Here is a 24572-nt window from a genome sequence, read left to right on the forward strand (position 1 = left end):
CACGGTGCTACTAGTGCTGGCCTTCAACGCTCAAGGTCACAAACACCCCACGGTCCCGATCGACTAGCTCGGATCCAGCGAAGTCACCTGAGCGATCGGGTTCGAAGAATGTACGGTCGCTTCGGAAGTTCCTCTCCCCGAGATTTCGCACCGCTAGGCGGAGCTTGAGGCCGAAGTAGCGGGTGGTTTCAGCGAACAATTCGAGTTGGCCTTCCCGGCGGGAGTCTAGGGCCTCGTTCGCGAAGAAGAACTCGTTGTTCTCGACGGCGGTGTAGTTGATACCCCAGGAGGACTTCGCACCGACCAAGTCTTGCCTGAAGTTAATCGAGACCAACGGCGTCGGCACATCGTCCAAGGTTCGCCGCACGCCCGTGAGGGGATCGTCAAAGGTCGAGTCTTGCACCGTCGCGCGAACCTCAAGCAGGCCTCCCGAAATCACGCGCTGAAGACGCAGGGCCCCAGAGGTCACCACCCCGAAAACTCGGCCCTCGCCCGCGTTCGCTAAACCGAAGGCGCCGGACGGCAGCACGAGTTGCTCCAGCACGTCGCTGCGCCACTCGTGGAATAGCTCTACGTTCAGCGCGCCAAGGGCTTCGCTACGCCAATCGGCGGCCAGCACGGCACGCCACGTTTGATCCGGCCCGAGATCCGGATTGCCCCCGAATTGACGATCTTGCTCGCCCTCGGCCGATGCAGCGAAATCGCCGAAATTGAGTTGACCGACATTACGACGCACGCCCGCGCGCAGCTGCAGCGCGGGGATGGGACGGTGCAGGACGTTAGCGAATGGCTTCGCGAAGACGAAGGTCTGAGCACTCTGCGCACTGCCCGAAACAGAGATCCGGGAGGCCTCGACGGCCATCCCCGTCTCCACCGTCCAACGCGGACGTGGCACCCAGATCATGTTGGCGAAGGCCTCCGTTCGCCACTCTTCGACGAGCACATCTGCCGCTGGCAACTCGATCGGCGTCTCCACCCCATTCGCATCTCGCGAAAACAGGGTGAACTCGCTATCGAGCCGATTGTAGGCCGCCTCTACGCCAAACTCAGGTTTGGCATTGCGGTCTCCGCCGCGCGCAAAGGTCGCTCGAAGAATCGACTCGACCGGCACCTGATCATTGGTGAAGCGCGAACCACCGCTAATGGTGCCGACGGGACGTTCATCGCGTATCACGGTCTCCTCATCCAGCGGCCGGGAGGCGGCGAGCAGAATGCCTTTGAAGGTCCAGTCGTTCGTATAGTTTCGAGTCCAATCGATACTCGCTTCGCCGGTAATTTCGATGCTGTCGAAATCGACATAGACACGACCGTCCGGTGCACCATCCGGCTCGCGGCCGTCGAACTGGAAGCGATCGGTGACGGGCAGAAAGGCCGAGTAGCCAAAGCGTCCGTTGAGCGTCAGGGTGCCGCCCGCTAGCGTGCGAATCGCCTCCGTCGAGGCAAACCCTTGCGTCAAGACGCTGGGACGGTCCTCCGTCTGTGCTGCCACCAAAGCCCCGTCAGCGTCGAATACGTCGCGCCGTCCCACCAGGTCGAACTGCTCCCAGAAGCCATTTAGCCTAGTCGACGTCGCCCACGTGCCCGTGCGCGCGGTGAGCGAGCCCTGCAGGCTCGGGTAGATCACGCCCTCGCCGTTGCGCTGGAGCGCCGCTCGCCAAGTCATGGAGCGCCCTTGCGTGCTGCGAATGATGTTCGCCACCACGGCCTGCCCCGTGGCTTCGCTCGTGCCCGCCGCGCCGCGAATGACCTCGACGCGTGCAACGTCATTCGCTGGAATACGGGTCAACGCATCCTCGATGCCGCCGGTCTTGGTGGTGGGACGGGCGCCGTCCACGAGCACATTTCCAGCCGCCCCACCAAAGCCGCGCAGGCTGTCGCCAGGATCGAAGGTGAAGCCCGGAATTCGGTTGACGATGTCGCGAGCGGTCTGGGGGTTGAACCGATCGAAGTAGGCGCGGGCGTACTCGCGAGTTTGCTCACTGAGATCGGTTGCGGGATCGGCTGACTCCTGTGCTGCGGCGACGAGCTGCACACCCATCGCAACCCACATGGTCATCGCCAAAGCGATCCCAATGCCTACCAGCTTGCGGTCAGCTCCCTGTGCGGCAGGAGCGCACTGCCCGCGGACCCAGGAGTCATCAGTGGTGAAGCCAAACACGCAATCCCTACCGCTACGGCCGTACGACGCGCTGGCGAGGACTCTGTGGACGCAGGCAGGAGGGCCGTGCCGGCGTACAGGTGCTGCAACGCTGTCCTTACGACGCCGCTCGACAGGGAAAGCCGTAACCATCGGAGCATGAGGTCGACGGTACTCACCGCTGATCCAGGGGAATACGACCGTAAGTTACTCGACTGACTCGGATTCCACTCAAGACCACGCCATCCGCCCCCGCGGCCCAGCACAAGCGCGCCGCGACCTACCAGGCGCTCGGATGGCTTTTACCAACCGACCGCCTGCCCGTCCTTGCGGTGATCCGACCCAGCGCGGTAAACCCCGTTCACCGCCAGGTCCTCAGCAACGCTACGCGCGTCGACCGCCGGCGCCGTCATGTCCGGGTCCTTCGTGAACAAGATGCCCTGGTAGCCGCCAACACTGGCCCCGCCAGTGGGGCGCACCTCGTGCCCGCGCGCGCGCAGCGCCCCACCTACGAGATCGAATAGTGGCGCCTCGATCAGCAGCACGTTGCGACGCTGGTTGTGGGTGAACCGAGCTGCGTCCGTCGTCATCTGCACGTTCATGCCGTGGTCGATCATGTTCACGATGTGCTGGGCGTGGGTCTCCGGCTGCACGGAGCCACCCATGTTGCCGAACGCCATGAGCGGCTCGTCTTCCTGCATGACGAACCCGGCGATGATCGTGTGGAAGGGGCGCTTGCGCGGGGCGACGACGTTGGGTGACTCGGGGTCCAAGCTGAACGCAACGCCGCGATTGTGCAAGATCATCCCGTACGGAGGAATGGTGATGCCGCTGCCGTAAACGCTGTAGATGCTATGTACAAGAGACACCATGTTTCCCCAGCGGTCGGCGGCTGCGAGATAAATCGTGCCGCCACCCAGGTAGCCGCGCTCCGACGGTTCGGCCGCTGCCTGCATGTCGATGCGATCGCACAACCCAGCCGCGTACTCCTTCGACAGGAGCTGCGATACGGGCACATCAGCGAACTGTGGATCGGCGTTGTAAGCGTGCAGGTCTGAGTACGCCAGCTTCTTCGCCTCCACCATGAGGTGCAGCGTGTCAGGGTGGGCCGGGCCGTTGGCGGCAAGCTCTACCCCGTGCGCCTGACTGCAGGTCTCGAGAATGTTCAGCATCTCCAGCGCGGCGAAGCCCTGCCCGGGCGGTGGCAGCTGATACACCTCATAGCCATGATAGGAAGTATTGATCGGCTCTACCCACTCGGACTGAAAAGCGGCGAGGTCAGCCATCGTCATCGCGCCCCCTGCCGCTTTCACCTTGGCGACGATCGCCTTTGCAATCCGACCTTCGTAGAAAGCCTGACGACCCTCCTTCTGCAGCAACCGCAAGGCGTCGGCCAGATCTGGGTTGCGAATAATGCTGTACAGCGGCGGCACCTCTGCGTCGCGTAGGAAGACAGCGGCAGAATCGGGATCGCGGCGCAGCTTGTCCGCTTGAGCGACGAGGTCTCGATGGCGGCGTTCTGCCTGCCCCCAGCCCTCCTGCGCTATCCGTGCCGCGCGCTCCAGCGTTTGTGCGAAGTCCATTGTGCCAAAGCGCGAGAGCAGGGCATCGTAGCCCGAGACGGCACCGGGAACGGTCGCGGCGTTCACTCCGTACACCGGCACCCTATCTTCACCGAGCGTCCGCGTGAAGTAACTGGGCGTCCAGGCCTGCGGCGCGAAGCCTGCCGAGTTGAGGGCGTAGAGCCGGCGGTCCTTGGCAGACCAGACGAGCGCGAACAGATCCCCGGCAAGGCCCGTGTCGTTCTGGGAGGTCACGTCGAGGACGGCGGCGGCGGCCACGGCGGCATCGACGGCGTTGCCGCCTCGGCGCAGGATCTCGAGACCAGCTTCGGCGGCCAGGGGATCGCTGGTCGCCACCATGCCGTGGCGCGCAAGCACTTCGGAACGTCCTTGGTGGGCAAACCCCTGAGCCCGGGTGCCTGGCATGGTAACGATGCCGGCGGCGGGGTTGGTCTGTCCGTTCTCCGGGATGCCGAAGGGAGTGGCGGACTGGGCAAAGGCCGCTGAGATCAGCAGCATGGTCAAACCAAAAGCTCGTAAGCACTGAATCATCTTCACTTCGGGTCCTCACAAGGGTCAGCTCGGTTAGGGTAACCCACGGACCTCGGCGTAACCCTTGCACCGCCTGACTCCACCCTGCAGGAAGCGACCGAATACAACGCTGTGGACCTCTCCGAGATACTGCCGCAGAAGGCGACCGCAGCGACTGGGCAACAAGCCACTCGGCGTCGCGGGCCAACACGATTGGAAAAGAGTGACCCCAGTTCGCCTAAAGCGAAGGAGAATCCTGCCGATAAGGCCCACTGGAGCATGATGAAAAAACGCTCCAGATTCGGCACATTAGATACGTCCGCAAAGAACCGAGCCGGCTTGGTCAAGCCACCGCCTCGAGTCCAAAACGGAGCAGCGTCAGATGACTGAAGTACAGCAGGAAATCCGTACCGTGGGGCGGCCACAATTGAAGGCCAGCACCCGTTTACGTCTGCCGATCGCATACGCGTGCCTCATCGCAGTTGGCACCTTCGACATCCTGTTCACCACGATCATCCTCTCCCTGGGAGGTGCCGAGGCCAACCCGATCGCCGCCGCCGTGATCGAGCAGTACGGCCTCGCAGGCTTGGTGGCTTTCAAATACCTGGTCATCGCCGTGGTGATTCTCGGCTGTGAATTCGTTGCCTCTGCCCGCATCGAGACGGCTCGTCGGCTAGCTCTAGTGGTTGTGGCGATCACCGCGGCGCCGGTCGTGTGGAGCACAGGCCTGCTGATCAAGCTCGTCGCCTGAGCCGAAGCATCTGTAGGGACTGGCGGCAGCTTAACGACCACTGGCGCTTTCCGCGTCGGCCTCTGTAACAGGCATCCACGGTGTCATAGCGCTACCTACCTAGAGAGGCCGTGGCGTTTTACCTCACAGCCAACGCGCTGCCCACAAGCGCCAGCGAAGACCCCACTCACCGGGCAGCCCAAGCAGACGAAAGCGAATCCGGCCGTCGCGATCGACAATGAAGGTCGTGGGCACAGCCACAACGCCGTACTGACCGGCAATACGCCCGTCGTCGACGATGGTGGGCATGGTCAGAGACTCGGCGTCCAGGTAGGCGGCCACGTCGGCCTCCTCGCCCGACTGCATGGCGATGGTGAGCACGTGGCCCTCCGTCGCCAAGCGATCGATCATGTCGTGCTCGCGCATGCAGTTGGGGCACCACACGGCCCAGAAGCGAATCGCCACAGGGCCCTCGTCCGTGTACTGCGCTAGGGAAACTGGGCCTGCTTCGAGGCGCTGGGCCGTAAACTGCGGAGCCTGCCCCAGCGCCTGCTGATCGAGCCAAAGGCGCACGCCGAAGAAGATCGATAGTAGGAGTCCCGCTTCCAACAGGAGCAGGAACCATAAGCGAGTGCGCCGCCGCTTGGGCTTGGACATCGTCTTACCCTACTGCTCAGTGATGGGCGGCGTATTGTGGCCCGTCACGCCCTTCGATGGCGTGCGACCCACATCTATCAGCGCCTGCTGAACCGCTACCAGGAGCGCTTCATTGCCGACCGCCTCGGCGTAGCGCAGCTCGTTTCGCAGCAGCTGCACCAGCGCCGCCGTGTCGTTGCGATCCTGATAACCCCCCCTAGCTTGCTCCACTAGGGCCAAACCGGCAGCCTCCTGGCCGACGCTCAACAGCGCCAAGCCGGAGTCGGCATAAACGGCGGGGTGGGTCTGCACATCGGTGGCAGCGACAGCTTCACGCAGGACCGCGATGCCGACGTTGACCTGTCCTCGGCTCATCTGCGCCAGCCCAAGCATCGCCAGTGCCTCCGGACGAAGATCCGTCTCTGCCAGGCCGATGAGCATGGCGATGGCCGGCTCGTCCTGCCCCACCGCTAGAAACGCTTCGGCCTGGCCGAGGCGTAGGCGCTCGCGGCTCGGCGTTGAGCCAGGTTCGTTCTCCGCAGCTCGCCAGGCAAGCAGCGCGGCCTGGGGTACTTCACGGTTGAGCTCGACGCGCCCGAGTCGGGCACGCAGGGCTCTGCGCGTCATCGAGGGGTTGGCGTCACTCGGGCCAGTGATCTCCAGCAGCAGGCGTAGGGTCATGGGATCGTGCATCGTTGCTAGCGACAAACTCCGCACGGCCATGTCGCGCGCGCGCACGGCTGCATCGAGGTTACCGACAAGCTGATGGGCCAATGCCGCGTAGAGGTTGGCCTGCGCGGCGACTCCCGCATCCCAGGTGGCCACGCGGTCGGCCGCCCGCTCGAAGATCCGTGCCGCGTCAGCCGGGCGACCGGCAGCGAGCGTCGCCGTAGCTCGCAGGCGCAGGGCGTCCAGTTCAGCCCAGGGCGCAGGTGACTTGGCGGGTATCGCGATCGATCGCTCTGCTACCTCAGCAAAACCGCCACGGCGTAGGTCTGCACGAGCTGACGCGCGCTCTCGCTCCCACGCCTCGTAGCGCTTCGGTCGCTCGGCGCGATCGGCCACGAAGGCAGCCCAGCCGCCCGCTTCGGGCGCTGCCAGGACGTCTAGCCAGGCCGCGAGCACGTGCTGGATTTGGAGGGATGTTTGCGTCGCCAGCACGGCCTCACGGGCGCGATCGGGAAACATCCGCACGAGCTCACCGACCGCATTAGCACGCCCCCGCAGCAGTTGTTGCTGCACGCGCGTAACGAACACCTGCAGGGATTGTGGCTTACCCACCGCATCGCCAAGGACGACGGATTCGCCGTCGATGCGAAGCACGGGCCCCGAGGAGGTCGACGCTTCGGCTATGGGCGTCTCAGCGGGGCCTTGCGCTGGTCCTGTCGCGCAACTGCCGAGTGCCAGCAGAAGCCCTAGGACGCCGAGGGCGGCCCATCTTCTCACCCCTGATCTCCCGACACGTTGCTCTGATTGACCGAAGGTGCGGTATTGAAGCGGAACAGATCGAAGATCGACCTATCGAAGGGCGGCTGCTTGTCACGGAACACTCCCCAATCGTCCGACGCGCCGGATTTGGAAGCGTTACCTGGCCGATAAGGATGAATGCTCAGCGACTCGAGCAGGTTGCGGCTGATCTTATCCGTCTCGATAGGCGTGCTGAGCACGTAAGGTCGTACCAACACGATCAGTTCGCTGCGGCTGATGACCGACGAGGTCCGCCGGAACAGGACACCCAGGAGGGGAATATCGCCCAGAATCGGGATCTGTGCACGCTGGTCGCTTTCGGTCTCCTCGATCAGGCCACCGAACGCAAGTAGTAGGCCGTCGCGCGCCACGATCGTGCCACTCGCCGATTGGCTCTGCACCGTATCGATGGTCTCCGAGGAGAACCCAAGGCCTTGGGGCACGAGGATGGAAGCACCGTCTGGATTGACCTGGCTGGTCTCCTGCAGTAGACGAAGGGTCACCGTTCGGTCGGCGTTGATATTCGAGGTGATCAGCAGGTCTGTCCCAACGTCGCGCAGCTCGGTGACCGGCGTGGCCGACAAGGTGGTGGTGGCACCTGTCCCCACGATCACCTGTGGCTCCGTAAAGCCGGTCACCAAGGGCACCTGCTCGCCGGAGAAGATACGGCTCACCTCGCCGTTGGCTGTCAAAAGGATAGGCGTGGCGAGAGAGGTCACACGCCCCTTGCTCTGGAGCACCTGCAGGCGGGCCTGAAAGTTGTCCGAGACGGTCTGGAAAACGCCTGCGCTCAGGTCGAGGCCCGAGTCACCCTGGTCGAAGCCGCCGAAGTCACTGCCATCGTCGGAAGCGAAGGCGAAGTCGAAGCTCGTATCCTGCCCGTCGGACAGGTTGATGCGCAGGACGCGAACCTCCAGCAGAACCAACGACGTCGGCACATCAAGGCCTTCGATAATCGCCCTGATATCTGCCAGCACCTGCTCATTACCCGAGCGTACGACGATGCGATTGAGCCGCTGGACGGCCGTCACGTAGGTGGGCGCAAAGCGGGTAGCGACGCGCTGGGCCGCAGCAGCTGCGACCTGATCCCCACGCCGCGCTTCGGCCAGCGCCCGAGCCTCCTGCGCCGTGAGATCCGGCAGTTCCTGAGGCTCGAATTCCTGGGGCCCGCCGGTGTTTTGGTTCCCACCGAGGAAATTGTTTAACCCGTTGTTGCCGAGGCCGAACTGGTTGCCGTTGAGCGTCTGCACCCCGGTGCGCCCGGCACCGGTATCGCTGAGGCCGCGGCTGCGACCATCGATGACATCGAAGCGCCGGAACCGATTCTGCAGCTCCTGAAACGAGCGGTCAAAGAACTCGTTCTCCTCCGTGACGACGACCTGGTCGCCAAAGGTATCGCCGATTACGCGGACCACGTCCCGCGCGTTCGGGTACAAGAGCGTAAACACTTCGGTACGAGTGGCGCGGAACGCCGCCAGGTCGCCCCGAACATCCTCTGCAGTGGCCAGGAAATGAATGTCGCGGTCCTCGTCGCGGCGCGTAACAAGCCCCTGGGCCACAGCGATGGCGCTTAGCACCCCCTCGAGATCAAGGTCTCGCAGGGTGACGGTTACCCGCTCGTCCGCCACGCTGCGGCTAACGACCACGTTGGCGTTGGTAGAACGCCCCAGCTCATCGGCAACGCGACTGAGCGGCACGTCGATAAAACGGGCCTCGATAATGCGCCTGCGATTCTGCGGATCCGTCCTGATGTTGGCTATACCGAGTGGCGTCGTCGCCCCTCTTCCGGGGTCCAAGACGAGATTGCGCAGAGCGTCGGGTGCCACGGTGGGGTCGGACTGGGCGCGTGCTGCCGGCAAGAGCGTCAGCATTGCCAGGAGCGCAATGCCCGCAATGATCTGCACGGTGCGGTTCATAGGGCCGCTCCGTAGAGCGCCATCATGAAGGCGATGTAGACGTACCCGACGATGCCGCCGACGACGATGATGACGGCGACCTCGACGAGGCTGGACAACGTGCGAATGAGCGCATCGAGGCGTTGTTCGTGAAATTCGGCGCAGGAGGTCATGGTTTCGTCTAGGTTTCCTGACTTCTCCCCCACGACAACCATGCTGCTCAGCATCGGGGTGAAGGTCTTGGGGGCCGCGAGCGCCGGCCCGAGGGCGCCACCGCCGATAACGCGGTCTCGCGCCTCGGCAATGAGTACGGTAAGGCGACGGTTGCCGTGCAGCTCCTGGCAGGTGCGCAGCGCCTCGATGATGGTAACGCCGCTCGCCAATAGGTAAGCGAAGGAGCGGCTGAAGTACGCCGTCGCGCTGGTGCGCAGAATGAAGCCTGTTAGTGGCACGCGGAGCGCGATCGAGTCGATCAGCAAGCGCCCCACCGGCACCGCGTAGGTGACCGCGAAGCAGATCATCGCTAGCAAGATCCCGCCGACGATCATCGGCCACGAGGTCATCAGAAAATTACTGAGGTCGACCAACCCCTGGGCCATGGGCGGCAGCGGTCGGCCGAGGGCAGCCAGATAGACGGTGATGCGGGGCACGGCGAAGGTGAGAATGAACACCGTCACGCCGATCGCGGCCACTAACACAAGGGTCGGGTACATGAGCGCAGAGATCAGCTGGGCAAGCAGCAGTCGCCGTTTTTCGAGCGCATCGGCCGCCCTCGCCAGCACGACGTCGAGGGTCCCGGTCTGCTCGCCGACCTCGACCAGTTGGCGCACCATGCGCCCCATCCAGGGATGGCGTTCCAGGGCCTGCGTAACGGTTCTCCCCTCCTGAACGCGCTCGGCGATGTCGACCAAGGTGGCACGCATAAATCTCGGCGACTGCGCGGCCGTCGCCCGCAGCGCCTCGAGTAGCGTCAACCCACTTCGCAGCATGACGCTGAGCTGTCGCATAGCCACTTCGAAGGTGGCCATGCTCGGGCGCGCAAAGGGCAGGCGGCTGATACGCGCCTCCAGCTGCAGCGATTGCGCCGGCCGGGTGCGCTCCTCGAGACGCAGCAGCAGGTGACCGTCAGCGCGCAGGGCGGCGGACGCCGCAGTCGCATCGGCCGCTTCTAGAAAGCCAGACTCGGTCTGACCGGATGGCGTTCGAATGTCGTAGGCGAAACTAGTCATTTAGGCTGGGCCGTTCTTATTGATCTAAGGATGGTCGACGGCGGACGCATCGAGTTCAGCGTCGGCGGTCGATAGGTCTGATTCGCTCGCCGTCAGATCAGCGAAGCTCACCACGTTGCGCAGCACATCGGCGATGCTCGTGCGACCCTGCAACAGCTTCTCGGCCGCATCGTCGGCGAGCGTCTGCAGCCCGTGCTCCTCGATATAGCTCTTGAGCTGGTCCTCGGTGGCGCGGGCGGTGATCAATCGCGACAAGCCGCGGTCACAGGTGAGCATCTCGAACAGAGCCAGGCGCCCGATGTAGCCGCGCTGGCCGCAGTAAAGGCAACCCACTGGCTCCATAATCGACTGACCCGCCAGGTCAGGCCGTCCCAGCACAGCAGCATGGGCCGGATCACACGGTGCCGGCGTCGCGCATGAGGAGCACAGGCGACGGACCAAGCGCTGGGCGACGACCATGCGCAAGGTGGCTCCGACCAGATACGGCGGAATGCCCATGTCGATCAGGCGGGTGATCGCACCGGTAGCATCGTTGGTGTGCAGCGTACTAAACACGAGGTGCCCGGTGAGCGCCGCCTTAACAGCGATATCGGCGGTCTCGCTATCGCGGATCTCACCGATCATGACGACGTCCGGATCGTGGCGCAGGGTACTGCGCAGGGCCTTCGGGAAGGTGACCTTCTCCGCCGGATCGACCTCCACTTGGGTGACGCCCTTGATCTGGTACTCGACCGGGTCTTCGATGGTGATCACATTTAAATCGGTTTCGCTGATCAGCTGCTGGATGGCAGCGAACAGCGTCGTGCTCTTGCCGCTTCCCGTCGGCCCCGTTAGCAGGACCAGGCCATAGGGCTGGCGGATGGCCTGGCCGAATCGCTTGAGCTGCGTCGCGGACATGCCGAGCGTGCCAAGGCTTAGGTCGTCCGCGTCCTTGCCGAGCAGACGGAGCGTCACGCGCTCGCCGTGTTTGGTCGGCAGCGTGGCGACGCGAACATCGAGGCGAACGTCGTTGCTCATCTCGTGACGCAAGCGACCGTCCTGCGGCGCACGACGCTCGGAGATATCGAGGCCGGCCATGACTTTGATGCGACTGATAAGCGCGGCACCACTCTCCGGCGTGAGATCGCGCAGGGTTTCGATCTGCCCATCCACGCGCACGCGAATCCGAACCTGAGTCTGGAAACTGTCGATGTGGATGTCGCTGGCGCCGTACATCAGTGCCGAGGCAAACACGAGGTCGTAGGTGGCAACCGCGTCGAGCTCACCGTCATCGCCTCCTTCGGCCCCAATCGACAAGGCATCAGCACCGGCGTAAACCCGCTCGATGACCTTGCCCAAGGACTCTGCGTCGACCGTGTGCAGCTTGATGTCGCGCCGGTAGGTCCGATTCAGCACCGTCTCGACCTTCGGACTCAGGGGACCGGCCACCGCCACCACGACCGCCTCCTCGCTGGTGGCAAAGGGCAGCACCTGCCATTGACGGGCGCGGGCGGCGGGCAGCAGTAGCGCCACGTGTGGGTCCACCCTGACGCGCGCGATGTCGAGTTGAGAAGTCTTCGGCTCGAGCAGCGCGCCCGACACCAAGCGCACGCCGATAACCGGCCGCTCCGGGGCGTCGCTCCAGGCCACCTCGGCCGGTTGCGGAGGGCTGCCATCTGCGCTGTCCATCAACAGCCGTTGACCCACTGCGGGTAGCTCAGCCGAGTCGGTCAATTCGATCTCCGCGCCGCCGGGGGAGACCTGCAGCAGCTGCGCCTCGCGTCGAATACCGTCGGCGAAGTGCAGCCAGATGGAGCGCCCGCGCGGGTGCGGCTGCGCGTGGCCGGTCGGATCGAGGGTCGCCTCGTGACCGCGCTGCTGCATCGGGTCCGAATCCACCGTGCTCACCGAACCGCGGTCCTGCGAGCGATGCCAGCCCGGACGTTGTGGCGGCTAATCTGCTCGGCGCGGGCGCGCAGCACCTCCGGCCGCTTTGCTGCCGCTGTGGCCGATCGCTCGCTGAGTCTTCCCGCCACCATCAGGCGCGCGAGGTCCTGCTCGAAGGTCTGCATGCCGTAGCCTGCACCAGCTTCCATGCAGCTGTAGATCTGGCTGCTCTTGCTGTTCAACAGCAGGTTCGACACGGCCGTCGTCACCATCAGCACTTCAGACGACACCACGCGCTGGCGGGCCAGCCCCTGTGGATCGTCCGCGTGGACCGCCGTGCCATCCGCGACCAGCAGCCGCTGCGACACCACGCAACGCAGCACCAGTGCCAGCTGCTGGCGAATCGCGGTCTGCTCTTCCGCAGGAAACACGCCCACGACGCGTTCGATGGTGCTCACGCAATCGCCAGCGTGCACCGAGGCCAAAACCAGGTGTCCGGTCTCTGCCGCCGTGATAGCCGTGCGGATGGTGTCCGTGTCGCGGATCTCGCCGACCAGCACGACGTCCGGATCCTCACGCAGGCTATTCACCAGGGCGTCGTTGAAGGACTCCGTGTCCAAACCGACCTGACGCTGGTTCACCAGTGCCCGCGCCGGGCGATGGACGTACTCGATCGGGTCCTCGATCGTGATCACGTGGCACGCGTGGGTGTTGTTGATGCGGTCGATCAACGTCGCGAGGGTAGTCGACTTACCGCTGCCCGTCGGTCCACTGACGAGCACCAGTCCGTAGGGCAAATTACAAAGGTCGTAAAGTGCTTCCGGAAGCCCCAGTTCGGCAAGCCCTCGGAACCGGTCCTCGAGGCGTCTTAGGGCCACCGCCAGGCCGCCGCTGCGCCAAAACAGGTTGAAGCGGTAGCGGGTGCCGTCGGGGCCCGTGAACGCACCGTCTACGCTGCCCGTTCGCCGCTTACTAAAACCACTGCTGAGATCGTCGACGATCGCCACCATCGTCTCGCGATCGAGCGGCGCTTCACCCGCCAAGGCCTCGAGGGGCCCTTGCGTGCGCAGGTAGGGCGGCAGGCCCTCGCCTAGGTGGATATCGCTCGCATCGAGCTCCACGCAGCGACGCAGTAGGTGCTCGAGACGTTTGGCCGAGGGCGTGCCCGGCGGCGAGTCCGCTCCCTGGCTGCTCACGGTTCGCCTCCGGTGTCCGTTACCGTCAGCGCCCAGCGGCGCAGGGACGTCGATGTCAGCGCGGGCTCCATCGTCAGCGCGGACAGCGCCAGTCCCGGTGGGAAGGTATCGGCGGCCGCCAACTGCCTGCCCATGGCCGACCAGGTCGCCGCCACGTCGACCTGCCAGCGCAGGCGCCGCGTGGTACCTGTACTCGTACTCGCGAGCCGATTCGCACTCGAGGAGGTCCTCGGTAGCGCACTCGCGTCAACCGACTTTCGCCGCTGCCGGCGGCTGAGGCTACGGTTAGCCGTGGCACCTGTCGCCGGCCGCGTCGCCGCGCTCGTGGCCGGATTGGGCCTTGGGCTCGTCACGCTCGTCGCCGGGCGGCCTTGCGAGGCTGTGCTCACGCGTGTGCCCCCCTGCGGCAGCATGCCGAGCACCTGCACCCCGTTTCGACTGAGTTGGCGGGTCAACCGATCCAGGCCCTGCGCCATCGCGGAGGCGCGGCTGCCGCTTGGCACGCGCAAGGCATCGACCCGCTCCTTGAGCTGCGCCTCTCGGTTCTTCAGCTCAGCCAAGGTCTGCTCACTCTCCCGTAGCTCATTGGTGAGATCGCGCTGCTCCCGCGCCCGTCGCGCAAGCGCCTCATCGCTGGTCAGCAGGTTCAAGCGGCGCTCCATATCGGGAATCCGCGACGTCTCGCCCTTCGGCAGGCCCAGCGACGCGATGACCACCAGGGCTGCCGGCATCAGGCAGACAAGCCAGAGCTCGCGGCGCGAGAGTCGGCGCTTTAGCATCATCGACGCGCCTCTCGGGAGGGTGCCCGCAGATCGACCACCGGCTCCATGAGTATGGAGAACTCCCACACCACGCCACCGGAGCCGGCCTTGGGCTCGATCTGCGCGGGGTTTACGCGCCAATGGGTACTAAGCATTCTGCTTAGGTTGCTGGCCAGGCGCGATGCCGCTTCAGGGGTCGAGGCCACGCCGGAGATAGATTGCCAGGGCATGCGATGCTCCAGGGATCGGATCACGATGTCCTCGTCTACCAGCTGGCCCACGGCCTCCATCAAGGCCGCCAGCGCGACACGACGATCGACGCCGGCGGTTGTGCGCCAATCGCGGCTGAATCGATCAAGTTCTTGCTCTAAGGCCTGAACGGCACGCTCTCGGCTGCGCACTTCGCTACTGAGCGTGCGCAAGCGCGCCCGGCGGTCGGTAACGACCTGCTGCTGGCCCTGGGCGTGGTCCAGCTGCGCCTGCAGTACCGTGTATTGCTCCTGCCCCTGGCTGCGCTGGAGTAGCACCGTCGAAAGCGCTAGTAAGAAGACGACCACGCCTACCGCCACCGCTGTCCAGCGCTCCGTCTGCGCGCTGGGCGGGCGCAGGACCGGGCCGCCCTCGGTGCGCGAGGCACCCTCTGCTGCGAGACATCGGGCCCAGGCAGCAGCGAACTGCGTAGCCGCATCGTCATCGCCCAGCCTCCAGGTCGGCAGGCCTGTGTCCTCATCATCAACCCCGTCTTCGGCCAGCCAGCGAGCCGCGCTATTGTCTGGCGAGGTAGTCTCACGCCACTGGTGGCCGCCGCGAACTTTCACGGCCCCTTCGATCAGGGTTTGCTCCTGGCCGACCGGCTCGGCGCCGCGCAGATACGGCGCGAGCGCCCGTCGCCAGTCGCTCTGCGGCACGGCCCCCAGCGGGATCAGCGTGACGGCCCCCGCCACGCACTCCACCAGCACTACCGAGTCCGACCAAAACTCCAGGCGGCGCCAAGACCCATCTGGCTCCATGATTGCAGGCGAGGCTGGTGCCAAGGCCTCCGCCAGCCCCGCCGGATGGCTGATGCCGGCCAAGCGTGATCTTGCACCTCGCACCGCCTTGGTCACAGCGATCATGTCGCTGCGCTTCACCTGGGCGACGAGGAAACTGTCCCCAAGGTCAGCCATACGCCGCCGCTGCACTTCCGTCACCGCGTCGGCCGGCTTGATGTCGCTGAGCGCCTCGGCCTCGTAGGCTGCCGGCTCAATCAGGTCCTTATCCGACAAGCCGGCGACGGCACCGCTGGACAGTTCGATGGCGCCGAACCAGACCCCACTGTCCAGCACCCAAACCCGGCGACCGACAGGCCCGGCCCCATCACTGAGCGCATGGGTGAGCGCTGCGGGCAGATCCGGCCAGGATCGGCGCCAGCGTTGGACCGGTCGCGCTTCGCTACCCTGATCAGCCCGCAGAAGCAGGCCCTCGGTGCGAATCACCACGGTGATGTCGGGACGAGAGGTCATCGCTAGCTTTGCTCTTCTAGCACAAGTTGCGGCAGCGGCGGCAGCCCGCCGGGTACGTTGACAAAGTACACGGGACGACTGACGCGGTCAGTGCCAGGAAGCAGCGCCGGATTCAAATCCTCGTCGGGCAGGGGACTGCACTTCGTCTGATAGGCGCGAATCACCCGAGGCCCAACGCTCACGGCGCCACCGGGGATCATGGGCGCCAAGGGCACGGCGGTCACGCCCACAGCCACGCCATCCACGTTGAGGTCATGCACGGCCTGGGCGAGCGTCAGCACATCACCGCTGGCCGCATCCGGGCCGTAAACGCGGATCACTATGCAATCCCCAAACCCGAGGTCGTCGCCCGGATCACTGCCGTCATCGACCACCACCCCCTCGATGACGACATCGCCCTCGAAGCGCGGCGGCACGACGCTGACCAGGCCGGCAAACTCCGGGGCGGCCTGGGCGACCGCAGTCGCTTCGAACACGGTGAGCAGGTCGCGACCGAAACCGACGCCGCCGGCGAGGCGATCGGCACCGCGGCTGCGCACGATGCGGATTTCGCCCGGCGCCGCCACCAAGACGCCGTCCTGATCGAAGGCCTCGAAATCCCTGCCCCAGCCGTCGGTCAGCGTGTCCGCGCCGACAGGCAGGCGCAGGTAGGGTCCACGCCATCCACTGCCAACCGCGAGCCCCGTGTCCCCCGGCGGTGCCCTATCGATGCGAAAGGCCGATTGGGTCCCGAGCCTTAGCAACTCACCCAGGTCAGCGGGTGGGCGCCCCATGTCCGCCACGAAGCCTGTGATCAGGCGCTGACCGTCGGGGCCACGTAGGTCCGAGTCGCCGACCACGGCAGCGTCCAGCTGCTCCAGCGTGCGGACCGTTCTTTGGTAGCGCGCGTCGTCGGTCAGACTCGCCGACTGCGCGATGATGATCGTCCCCAGCGCTGCGAGGATCGTCAACACCACGATCAGTTCCAGCAGCGTTAGCCCCGCCTGGCGTGATCGCGTGCGGATCGGCGCGTCCGCGCAGAGCAGCTTAATTGACCTCACGAGTTCTATTCCTGCGGATCCTGATCCTGCTGAAAGAGGTAGAGCACCAGATCATCACCCTGCTCTTCTTCGTCGGTGACCAGCGTGTCCAGCGTGCGGTTCGGCCCCGCGGAGAGCAGCCGCACACCGTTCAACTCGGCAGGATCGTCAATGACGCCGTCGCCGTCGGGATCGGGGCCGTTGTCATCGCTGTCGAACCACTGGATGACGATTGGCCGGCTCCAGGCGTCGAGGGGAGTGAGGTCATCACCTGGCGCGCCGCCGGGGCCGTCGCCCTCGCCGTAGCGCGTGGTGAAGGCGCCGTCCACCGTGTAGCCAACCGCCGTGGTCACGTCCAGCCAGGGGCCGCGTCAGCCGATCTGGTTGACGGGATCGTAGACTTGCTGCGCCGGTGGGGCGTAGTCGAAGAGCTGCAGGGGCTCGACGAAAAGGTAGCGAAGCTGAGGGTGGTCCTGACGTCCTGCGCTAATCTCAGCCGGACTCGGCCAAGGCAGCCCTGTGCCGTAGCCGATGTTGCGGTCGAGCGTGTCGCGCGCGTAGCGCATGCTCTGCGCGTAACCGTCCGGCCCGACGATCGCCTCGGCGACCCGCGCGAGCGTGGTCTCCGTGATGACCTGCTGCGCCAATTTACCGTCTTGGCCGCCAGCGCCGTCGAGGTCTATCTCCAGCGTGTTTTGAGTCAAATTCACCAGTACGAGGCCACCGAGCGCCACGAGTACCACGAGCACCACAAGCAACTCGATCAGCGTGACGCCGCGGCAGGGTGCGGCGGCGTTGGCCCTCTCCGTTAGACGCGAGAGGTCGCTCGGCACCCGCCCGCCGTGCAAGCGATCGAACTCACGGCCTCGACCGACTGTGCTCGAGTCCTCGCCCAAAAATGGGCTTCGCTCAACGAAGAGCCCCTGGGGCGGAAACCGCCCCAGGGGCCACTTGTCGCCAGCAGGCGAGGCCATTCGGGGATTAGATACCCGAGCCCTGTACCTCATCCCACTGGATGCCGATGTGGTTGTCACCGGTCTCGAACAGGCTGCCGTCCAAGTTGTAGCTCACGCGCTTAAACTCTGCCGAGCCGTCGCCGGTACCCACACCGCCATCGTCGACCAGGAAGACCGCGCCGAAGCGAGAGTAGGCCTGATTGGGCAGAGCGCCTTCGGTATCGCCGAAGTGGACAGGCGGCTCAGGCGTGAGCGTGCCGAGCAGAGTCCAGGGCTTGTCGATGCCGAGCCAGACGTACTGCTGCGATCCCGTCGTGGCCGGCAGGAAGACCTCTGCGGCCTGCACGTCAGTCAGGATGAGGACGGGCGTGGCGTCATCCAGGGTCAGGCAGGTGGCGCCAAGGGTATCGATACCGGAATTGAAGGTGACGTCGTAGCCGTCGACCGCGGCCGGGTCGCCATGGTTGCAGACGTTGACGATTCCGAGCTCGTTGATGGCTGCCACCTGATCTGTGGTCAGCAGGCCCGTCTGTAGAGAGCCACCGCCGCCGCCGCCGCCATCAGTATTGGTGGCGGAGTTGTTGACCGGCTCGCCTGCACCTGCACCCGCACCAAAGATGTCGGTGGTCCAGTTGTCGCCGAAGTTGCCAAGCGTGGCGTTGGCCGCGATCAGCATTTTCGAGACTTCTGAGAAATTGGTCGCGCAGGTGGCGACGTGAGAACGGGTCAACGCGTTGTTGATCACCGGAACCAGGATACCGCCCGTTGCGACCAGGATGGTCAGCACCACGACCAGTTCGATCAGGGTTAGGCCACGCTGGCTCTTGGGCCCTTGGCCCCGCCCGTAATTACGCAAAGCGTGCATTAAAATCTCCGTAATTTCAATTATTTACCGCTTCCCTGCCAAGCACCGACCGGAAGGTAGGCTGAGTTCACTTGGGCAGGACCGTGGAATGTTATAACAAAAGGAACTGGGTCGCACTTTAAATGAAAATGGCTCGCATTTCGGGGTTTCCCCAGCGGGGTTTCGGTTTGGCGCCAGAAGGCTCAGTCCCCAATTTCCCCGGACCCACCAGGGGTGGCGAAGGGAATGATCGGCTGCACATCGGCCTAACAAGTCATTGGTGAATGCGAATTGTTTGCAGTACCATTCACATCTAGGCCACGGCGGTGTACAACCCAGTGTGCCCGGCAGAGAGCGACGGTCGCACAGCGGCATTGCGCAATGCCACCCCACAGGTCGGAGTCAAAAAGTGAAAGTCCTAAGCTCGTTGAAGACTGCGAAATCGCGTCATCCGGACTGCCAGATCGTCAAGCGACGCGGGCGAATCTACGTGATCTGCAAGACGAATCCTCGCTTCAAGGCTGTTCAAGGCAAGAAGAAGAAGCGCTGACATGCCGAGCGGTGGAGCTGCAGCGGGTAGCTCTGTTCGGCTTACCTAGCTAGTGACGCCGGCCACTCGCGAAGGACCATAGGCGCACGTCACTTCGCCCGCCGCAGAGCCCCAACTTGCCGTGCGTGGCTCGCGCAAGTGACGGGCCACCTAGTGGGCCGCTTGCTTCCCTGTCTCAGCTAGCCTCGAATTTCGAACCTTCGGCCCTAAGCACGAAGTCTGGTGACTGCGATCGGTGCGCGCCGCGTTCGGATTCGCGCAGCCAAGGGCTCGTCTTCGAAGCCCGCATTCCTGATCGCTGGCAATTGGCGGTCCAACCAACCTCAGCAGGGTGCACATCATTACGAACAGGGGGGCGACTGGTTGTACTCGTCCGCCTGCGCCGCCTCCAGGGCAGCTGCGCTAACGCCGGGAACGACCACCCTCGCAAAACCGTCGCTTGCTATTCTCACCAGGTGAAGCCGCGGGCTGGCGCGTTTCGCGGTGATTGCCCGCATACGCCGTTTTGCCCGCGTGACCGGAACCTACTGATGAGAACACCGCAGCACCTGATCCTCGCCTCCTTCTTGCCCGCCCTGGTCTTTCTGCTCCCCCCGACCGTCGCCTCGGCGAGTGCCACTTACGAGGCCACCCTCTATGACGCGATCGAATACCGGTTGATCGGTCCATACCGAGGAGGCCGCTCCGCCACCGTGACCGGCGTTCCGGATGATCGGGACACCTACTACTTCGGCTCCTCCGGTGGCGGTGTCTGGAAGACCGACGACGGCGGCACCAAGTGGCGCAACATCTCCGACGGGTTCTTCGGCGGATCAGTGGGCGCCGTCGCCGTGGCCCAGTCCGATCCCAACGTGATCTACGCCGGTCTCGGCGAGAAGACCGTGCGCGGAAACGTGTCCTCGAATTTTGGCGTATGGAAGTCCACGGACGCCGGCAAGAGCTGGCGCTTCATCGGCCTCGAGGACACTCGGCACATCGGCCGCATCCGCGTGCACCCAAGCGACCCCGACACCGTGTACGTGGCAGCGATGGGAGATCTTTGGCAGGCAAGCGAGGCGAGGGGCGTCTACAAGAGCACGGATGGCGGCGCGACGTGGGAGAAGGTCCTCTACGCCAGCGAAGACGCGGGAGCGGTGGATCTCGTCTTTGAGCCGGGCAATCCGCGCATCCTGTACGCGAGCACCTGGAACGTGCGACGTACACCGCACGGCTTCTCAAGCGGCGGGCCCGACTCCCATCTGTGGAAGAGCAGCGACTCGGGGGAAACGTGGTCGAAGCTCACGGATCTACCTAATATTCCTGATGGTCCCCTCGGCATCATCGGCGTGACCGTATCACCGGCTAACCCCGATCGGATATGGGCGCTGATCGAAGCCGAAGACGGCGGGGTCTTCCGCTCGGATGATGCCGGCGAGACCTGGCACAAGGTGAACAGCGACCGCGCCTTGCGCTCTCGCGCTTGGTACTACACCCGCATCATCGCAGACACCCAGAACGAGAACCGCGTGTACGTGATGAATGTGTCCTACGCCGTGTCCGAAGACGGCGGCAAGACCTTCACCCTGCACCGCGCCCCCCACGGCGACCACCACGACCTCTGGATCGACCCGAACGACAACCAGCGCATGATCATCGCCGACGATGGCGGTGCACAGGTCTCCACCGATGGCGCGCAGAGCTGGTCCACTTACCACAACCAACCCACGGCCCAGTTCTACCGCATCGCCACCGACGATCACTTCCCCTACCGCATCTACGGCGCCCAGCAGGACAACTCCGCCATTCGCATCTACCACCGCACGAACGGCAACGCGATCACGGAGCAAGACTGGGAGATCACCGCCGGTGGCGAAAGCGCCTACCACGCGATCGATCCGAACGATAACGACATCGTGTACGGCGGCACCTTCAAGGGATACCTAAACCGCTACAACCACGCCAACGGCCAGCGCCGCGCCATCAACGTCTGGCCGCTGAATCCGGCAGGTTCCGGCGTGGAAGTGATGAAATACCGCTTCAACTGGAACTACCCGACGTTCTTCTCCCAGCACGACCCGGAGCGACTCTACGCCTTCTCACATCGAGTACACGTGTCGAGGACAGAAGGGCAGGACTGGCAGACCATCAGTCCGGACCTCACGCGCGCCATTGCGCAGACGCTGGTGTCTTCCGGCGGGCCGATCACCCAAGACAACACCGGTGTGGAGTACTACGCGACGATCCTCACCGCCGAGGAGAGTCGGCACGAACCGGGCGTGCTGTGGACGGGGTCTGACGACGGCCTGCTTCACCTCACGCGCGACGACGGTGAGACATGGCAGGACGTGACTCCTCCTGACGCGCCCAGGCTAATGATGTGGAACTCCATCGACCTCCACCCCCTCAGACCCGGCGGTGCCTACGCGGCAGGCACGCTCTACAAGACCGGCGACTTCAAGCCCTACCTGTACAAGACCACAGACTACGGCAAGAGCTGGAAGAAGATCACCGCCGGTATCAAGCCTCTTCACTTCACTCGAGTACTACGCGCCGATCCACAGCGCGAGGGCCTGCTGTACGCGGGCACCGAATACGGCATGTACGTGTCCTTCGACGACGGGGCGAGCTGGCAGTCCTTCCAACTGAACCTGCCCGACGTGCCCATCACCGATCTGCAGGTGCGCGACCGCAACCTCATCGTGGCGACCCAGGGCCGCGGCTTCTGGATCATCGATGACCTCTCGCCGCTCCATCAGCTGAACGAAGAGGCAGCAAAGGCGAGCGTTCACCTGTTTCAGCCAAAGCCCAGCTACCGCATGCGCCGCCAAGGCCGCGGCAAGCGTGACGCGCTGCTGGAAGGAGAGAACCACCCTGAAGGCGTGATGCTGTACTTCAATCTCCCCGAAGACCCGCAGGAGGGCGATATCGTAAGCCTCGAGATCCTCGAAGCAGACGGAACACTCATCAAGCGCTTCTCCAGCGATGCTTCGGACGAGGATAACGAGGACCTGAAGCTGGAAGTGGAGTCCGGATCGAATCTCTTCGTATGGGACATGCGCTATCCCGACGCCCTGTCCTTCGACGGAATCATTCTGTACTCGGCGAACACAAAGGGCCCCGTGGCCGTGCCTGGCAACTACCGCGCGAGGTTGAGCGTCAACGGTGCGAGCAGCGAGCAGGCGTTCGAGATCCTCAAGGACCCGCGCGTGAAGAGCTCACGAGCCGACCTCCAGGCGCAGTTCGATTTCCTGATCCAGGTCAGGGACAAGCTGAGCCAGGCCCACCAGGCCGTGATCGATGTGCGCGCGCTGCGCGCGGATCTCGACTACCTCGAAGGGAAGCTGCAGGACAAGCCCGGTGCTGCGGCGCTACAAGAGGCCATCAACACCTTGCGCGAGGAGGCCACGACGATCGAGAGCAACCTGCACGAGACGCGCAACGAGGCCTTTCAGGATCCGCTTAACTTCGGAATCAAACTAAACAATCGCCTCGCGTATCTGGCGACCCATGAGTCTGCCGGTGACTTCCGGCCAACGGATCAGGGAGTCGCGTACCGGAAGGAGGTCTCGGCGCAGATCGACGAGGAGGTGGCGGCCCTCGAGCAGCTGATCAACGATCGCCTGCCGAAGATCAATCGGATGGTTGAGGAGCAAGGCATAGAGTTGCTTGCCGTGCCCTGATCGAATCACGCGCTCGCGTTCGGGCGGCGACTGGTCCACGTGCGCCCTAGTGGGTCAGATCGCCGAGCGATCGAATACCCACATAGCGCAAAAACGCGCCGGCACCCTCCACCGACAGGTGCCCCGCATCCTTGTACAGCAGGTGCGGCGCCAACGGCGGCCAGCTCTCCTTTGGCCGGTAGACGCGCGCACCTCGCCGTTCAGACGCGTCGTAGAAGTCGAACAGCTCCGGCGGCACGGACAAGGTTTCGGCCGTCAGCGCGGGCATGACGAAGGCGCGGGTCGGCTCGATGTTGTAAACCTGTCGATGGGTGATCAGGTGCACCGTGACGCCGCGCGCGGCCAGGGTGTCGACCATCTCCAGCAACGAGCCGAGCTCCTCGACCCGTTCCGCCGGGGTTCGCCGGTTCATGGCCCTCACAAAGTTCACCGTGAACACCACGTCCGTCGCCCGCTCTGGCTGGATGGCATCGAGCCGCTGGCGGGCCTTCCCGCACGCGCCGCGCCAGTTCTCAAAGGTCGCGGGCATGAAGGTGCACGCGTAGGTCACCCGGGCCGATAGGCCCACCTGATCCTGGCCGGCAAAGAGCTGAGCGAGCGGGCTGATCAGATCTGCCATGTGCGAATCGCCGACGATAAGGAACTCACGACGCGGCGCCGTCGAGGTGCCCTCGCCTCCCGACACGAGACGGCACTCGGTGCGCGCGTTGGTGGCCGCGCACCGTCGAATCCCCACCCCACCCGGGAGTCCTGGGCTGGTAAGCAAGTGGTTGAGGCCCGGATGGCGGAGCACCGAGTAAGGGGTCAAGCGTTTTAGGTGACCGCCGAGGCCGATGGCTGCGCACACGACGAGGGCGACAGCGGAGGTGGCTAGCAAGGCGCGACGCGACGCTAGGAGGCGCTTTCGCCTGAACGGCTGCTCCACGAGGTGATAAGTCAGCACCGCGAGCACCACGGTGATGAGCACGCCGCAGGCGCCGATGAACCAGGCATCGTACTGCGGCGCCAAGGCGTAGCGCAGCAGGATAAGGACCGGGAAGTGCCACAGGTACAGGCTGTAGGAGATCTTTCCCGTGTACACGACGGCCGGTGCGGACAAGGCCTTTGCCCACACCTGATCGGCGCGCGCGAAGACGATTAATAACGCCGTGCCGAGCACGGGCGGCACGGTCGCGAGCGAGGGATAGCGCAAACGATCATCGATGGCGAAGAAGGACACGAAGATCAGCACGAGCCCGGTGATCGACAAGGTGCTTGCTAACGTGCTCGTACGCTTGGATACGTACCCAGAGCCTAGCCCGTCGCGTAGAAAGACCGCGACGAGCGCTCCCGTCAATAGCTCCCACGCGCGGCTCGGCAGCAGGTAGTACGCCGCCTGCGGAAACAGGCGGGAAGATACCTCCGCCCAGACCAGGGAGACGACGAGCAGTACCGCGAAGTAAAGGAACAGGCGCTTGCCAGGCGTGCCCTTGCAGAAGAGCAGCAGCAGAGGGAACAGCACGTAGAACTGCTCCTCCACGGCGAGGCTCCAGGTGTTGAGGAACACTGGCGGGAGACGCCAGGCCTGAAAGTAACCCCAGCTCAGCGTGTAGTGCACGTTACTGGTGAAGGTGGCGTTGGCCATGAGCTCCCGGGCCAAGCGCACAAAGTCATGGGGCAGCATCATCACCCAGGCGGCGAAGGCGCTGACAGCGAGCACGGCGATCAAGGCCGGCAGGATGCGCCGGGCCCGTCGCTCGTAGAAATGGCTGATGCTGAAGCGATCGTGCTCGATATCCTCGAGCAAGATCGTGGTGATCAGGAACCCGCTGATCACGAAGAACACATCGACGCCGGCAAAGCCCCCGCTCACCGCTTTCCAGCCCGCGTGAAACGCGATGACCGGCACCACGGCGAGGGCTCGCAGGCCGTCCATCTCAGCGCGGTACTTCACTTGCGACGCACAGCTCTTGCCTTACCTAGGGCCGCGCATGATAGCGCTAAGCGGACGATACCTGGCAAGCATGACGCGTCCTTCGTGTAGGCTGCTCAC

General features: G+C 64.4%; 18 protein-coding genes. 3 read left to right on the top strand and 15 right to left on the bottom strand.

Going from position 1 to position 24572, the window contains the following annotated elements; all coding sequences use genetic code 11:
* Positions 1-10 precede the first annotated feature (10 nt).
* Together AAGA68_16345 and ggt are read right to left on the bottom strand one after the other, a co-directional pair.
* Entirely contained in the window at positions 11-2056 is a 2046-nt protein-coding gene (locus AAGA68_16345) for a TonB-dependent receptor (GenBank protein MEM9386630.1), read from the bottom strand.
* Positions 2057-2439: 383 nt separating this feature from the next.
* A complete protein-coding gene (gene ggt / locus AAGA68_16350; protein MEM9386631.1) occupies positions 2440-4218 on the bottom strand; it encodes a gamma-glutamyltransferase in 1779 nt (592 codons plus the stop codon).
* Positions 4219-4612: 394 nt separating this feature from the next.
* On the opposite strand from ggt, the gene AAGA68_16355 reads away from it, so the two are divergent.
* Complete coding sequence (locus AAGA68_16355; GenBank protein ID MEM9386632.1) at positions 4613-4981, top strand: DUF5658 family protein; 369 nt, start codon at positions 4613-4615, stop codon at positions 4979-4981.
* A gap of 123 nt (positions 4982-5104) precedes the next feature.
* Here AAGA68_16355 and AAGA68_16360 read toward each other — a convergent pair whose 3' ends face one another.
* From AAGA68_16360 to AAGA68_16415, 12 genes are read right to left on the bottom strand one after another with little or no spacing between them, the layout of a single operon-like run.
* Positions 5105-5617, bottom strand: a complete 513-nt coding sequence (locus AAGA68_16360; protein ID MEM9386633.1) for a TlpA disulfide reductase family protein — start codon at positions 5615-5617, stop codon at positions 5105-5107.
* Between the two features lie 9 nt (positions 5618-5626).
* A complete protein-coding gene (locus AAGA68_16365; protein MEM9386634.1) occupies positions 5627-7042 on the bottom strand; it encodes a hypothetical protein in 1416 nt (471 codons plus the stop codon).
* Positions 7039-8979, bottom strand: coding sequence for a hypothetical protein (locus tag AAGA68_16370; GenBank protein MEM9386635.1), 1941 nt, complete (start codon positions 8977-8979; stop codon positions 7039-7041). The genes AAGA68_16365 and AAGA68_16370 overlap by 4 nt, the downstream gene beginning before the upstream one ends.
* Positions 8976-10187 carry a type II secretion system F family protein gene (locus tag AAGA68_16375; GenBank protein ID MEM9386636.1) on the bottom strand — a complete coding sequence of 404 codons (1212 nt, stop codon included), beginning with the start codon at positions 10185-10187 and terminating at the stop codon, positions 8976-8978. Before AAGA68_16375 ends, AAGA68_16370 begins: the two co-directional genes overlap by 4 nt.
* A 24-nt stretch (positions 10188-10211) precedes the next feature.
* The gene (locus tag AAGA68_16380; protein ID MEM9386637.1) at positions 10212-12074 is read right to left on the bottom strand and encodes a GspE/PulE family protein; all 1863 of its coding nucleotides are present in this window, start codon (positions 12072-12074) and stop codon (positions 10212-10214) included.
* Positions 12071-13249: a PilT/PilU family type 4a pilus ATPase gene (locus tag AAGA68_16385; GenBank protein MEM9386638.1), complete on the bottom strand. Its 1179-nt coding sequence runs from the start codon at positions 13247-13249 to the stop codon at positions 12071-12073. Before AAGA68_16385 ends, AAGA68_16380 begins: the two co-directional genes overlap by 4 nt.
* Positions 13246-14031 carry a hypothetical protein gene (locus AAGA68_16390; GenBank protein MEM9386639.1) on the bottom strand — a complete coding sequence of 262 codons (786 nt, stop codon included), beginning with the start codon at positions 14029-14031 and terminating at the stop codon, positions 13246-13248. The genes AAGA68_16385 and AAGA68_16390 overlap by 4 nt, the downstream gene beginning before the upstream one ends.
* Positions 14028-15512, bottom strand: a complete 1485-nt coding sequence (locus tag AAGA68_16395) for a hypothetical protein (GenBank protein MEM9386640.1) — start codon at positions 15510-15512, stop codon at positions 14028-14030. The genes AAGA68_16390 and AAGA68_16395 overlap by 4 nt, the downstream gene beginning before the upstream one ends.
* Before the next feature lie 2 nt (positions 15513-15514).
* Positions 15515-16552: a prepilin-type N-terminal cleavage/methylation domain-containing protein gene (locus AAGA68_16400; GenBank protein ID MEM9386641.1), complete on the bottom strand. Its 1038-nt coding sequence runs from the start codon at positions 16550-16552 to the stop codon at positions 15515-15517.
* Positions 16553-16557: 5 nt separating this feature from the next.
* Positions 16558-16884, bottom strand: a complete 327-nt coding sequence (locus tag AAGA68_16405) for a hypothetical protein (GenBank protein MEM9386642.1) — start codon at positions 16882-16884, stop codon at positions 16558-16560.
* Between the two features lie 18 nt (positions 16885-16902).
* Positions 16903-17505 (bottom strand): prepilin-type N-terminal cleavage/methylation domain-containing protein, encoded by a 603-nt coding sequence (locus AAGA68_16410; protein MEM9386643.1) that lies wholly within the window; start codon positions 17503-17505, stop codon positions 16903-16905.
* Positions 17506-17512: 7 nt separating this feature from the next.
* Positions 17513-18352, bottom strand: coding sequence for a type II secretion system protein (locus AAGA68_16415; GenBank protein MEM9386644.1), 840 nt, complete (start codon positions 18350-18352; stop codon positions 17513-17515).
* Positions 18353-18740: 388 nt separating this feature from the next.
* Here AAGA68_16415 and ykgO point away from each other — a divergent pair, with 388 nt between their 5' ends.
* Entirely contained in the window at positions 18741-18881 is a 141-nt protein-coding gene (gene ykgO / locus AAGA68_16420) for a type B 50S ribosomal protein L36 (GenBank protein MEM9386645.1), read from the top strand.
* Between the two features lie 530 nt (positions 18882-19411).
* A complete protein-coding gene (locus tag AAGA68_16425; GenBank protein MEM9386646.1) occupies positions 19412-22540 on the top strand; it encodes a glycosyl hydrolase in 3129 nt (1042 codons plus the stop codon).
* A gap of 46 nt (positions 22541-22586) precedes the next feature.
* Here AAGA68_16425 and AAGA68_16430 read toward each other — a convergent pair whose 3' ends face one another.
* Positions 22587-24473 (bottom strand): acyltransferase family protein, encoded by a 1887-nt coding sequence (locus AAGA68_16430; protein MEM9386647.1) that lies wholly within the window; start codon positions 24471-24473, stop codon positions 22587-22589.
* Positions 24474-24572: the final 99 nt, after the last annotated feature.

It is taken from the genome of Pseudomonadota bacterium, from assembly GCA_039193195.1.
Taxonomy (GTDB): Bacteria; Pseudomonadota; Gammaproteobacteria; order Steroidobacterales; family JBCBZW01; genus JBCBZW01.

Bases quoted from the DNA above. Each gene is read 5' to 3' on its own strand.
- AAGA68_16390 (MEM9386639.1), bottom strand. From the start codon at position 14,031: ATGATGCTAAAGCGCCGACTCTCGCGCCGCGAGCTCTGGCTTGTCTGC.
- AAGA68_16345 (MEM9386630.1), bottom strand. From the start codon at position 2,056: ATGACCATGTGGGTTGCGATGGGTGTGCAGCTCGTCGCCGCAGCACAG.
- AAGA68_16360 (MEM9386633.1), bottom strand. From the start codon at position 5,617: ATGTCCAAGCCCAAGCGGCGGCGCACTCGCTTATGGTTCCTGCTCCTG.
- ggt (MEM9386631.1), bottom strand. From the start codon at position 4,218: ATGCTGCTGATCTCAGCGGCCTTTGCCCAGTCCGCCACTCCCTTCGGC.
- AAGA68_16410 (MEM9386643.1), bottom strand. From the start codon at position 17,505: ATGGCCTCGCCTGCTGGCGACAAGTGGCCCCTGGGGCGGTTTCCGCCC.
- AAGA68_16355 (MEM9386632.1), top strand. From the start codon at position 4,613: ATGACTGAAGTACAGCAGGAAATCCGTACCGTGGGGCGGCCACAATTG.
- AAGA68_16395 (MEM9386640.1), bottom strand. From the start codon at position 15,512: ATGACCTCTCGTCCCGACATCACCGTGGTGATTCGCACCGAGGGCCTG.
- AAGA68_16370 (MEM9386635.1), bottom strand. From the start codon at position 8,979: ATGAACCGCACCGTGCAGATCATTGCGGGCATTGCGCTCCTGGCAATG.
- AAGA68_16425 (MEM9386646.1), top strand. From the start codon at position 19,412: ATGAGAACACCGCAGCACCTGATCCTCGCCTCCTTCTTGCCCGCCCTG.
- AAGA68_16415 (MEM9386644.1), bottom strand. From the start codon at position 18,352: ATGCACGCTTTGCGTAATTACGGGCGGGGCCAAGGGCCCAAGAGCCAG.
- AAGA68_16375 (MEM9386636.1), bottom strand. From the start codon at position 10,187: ATGACTAGTTTCGCCTACGACATTCGAACGCCATCCGGTCAGACCGAG.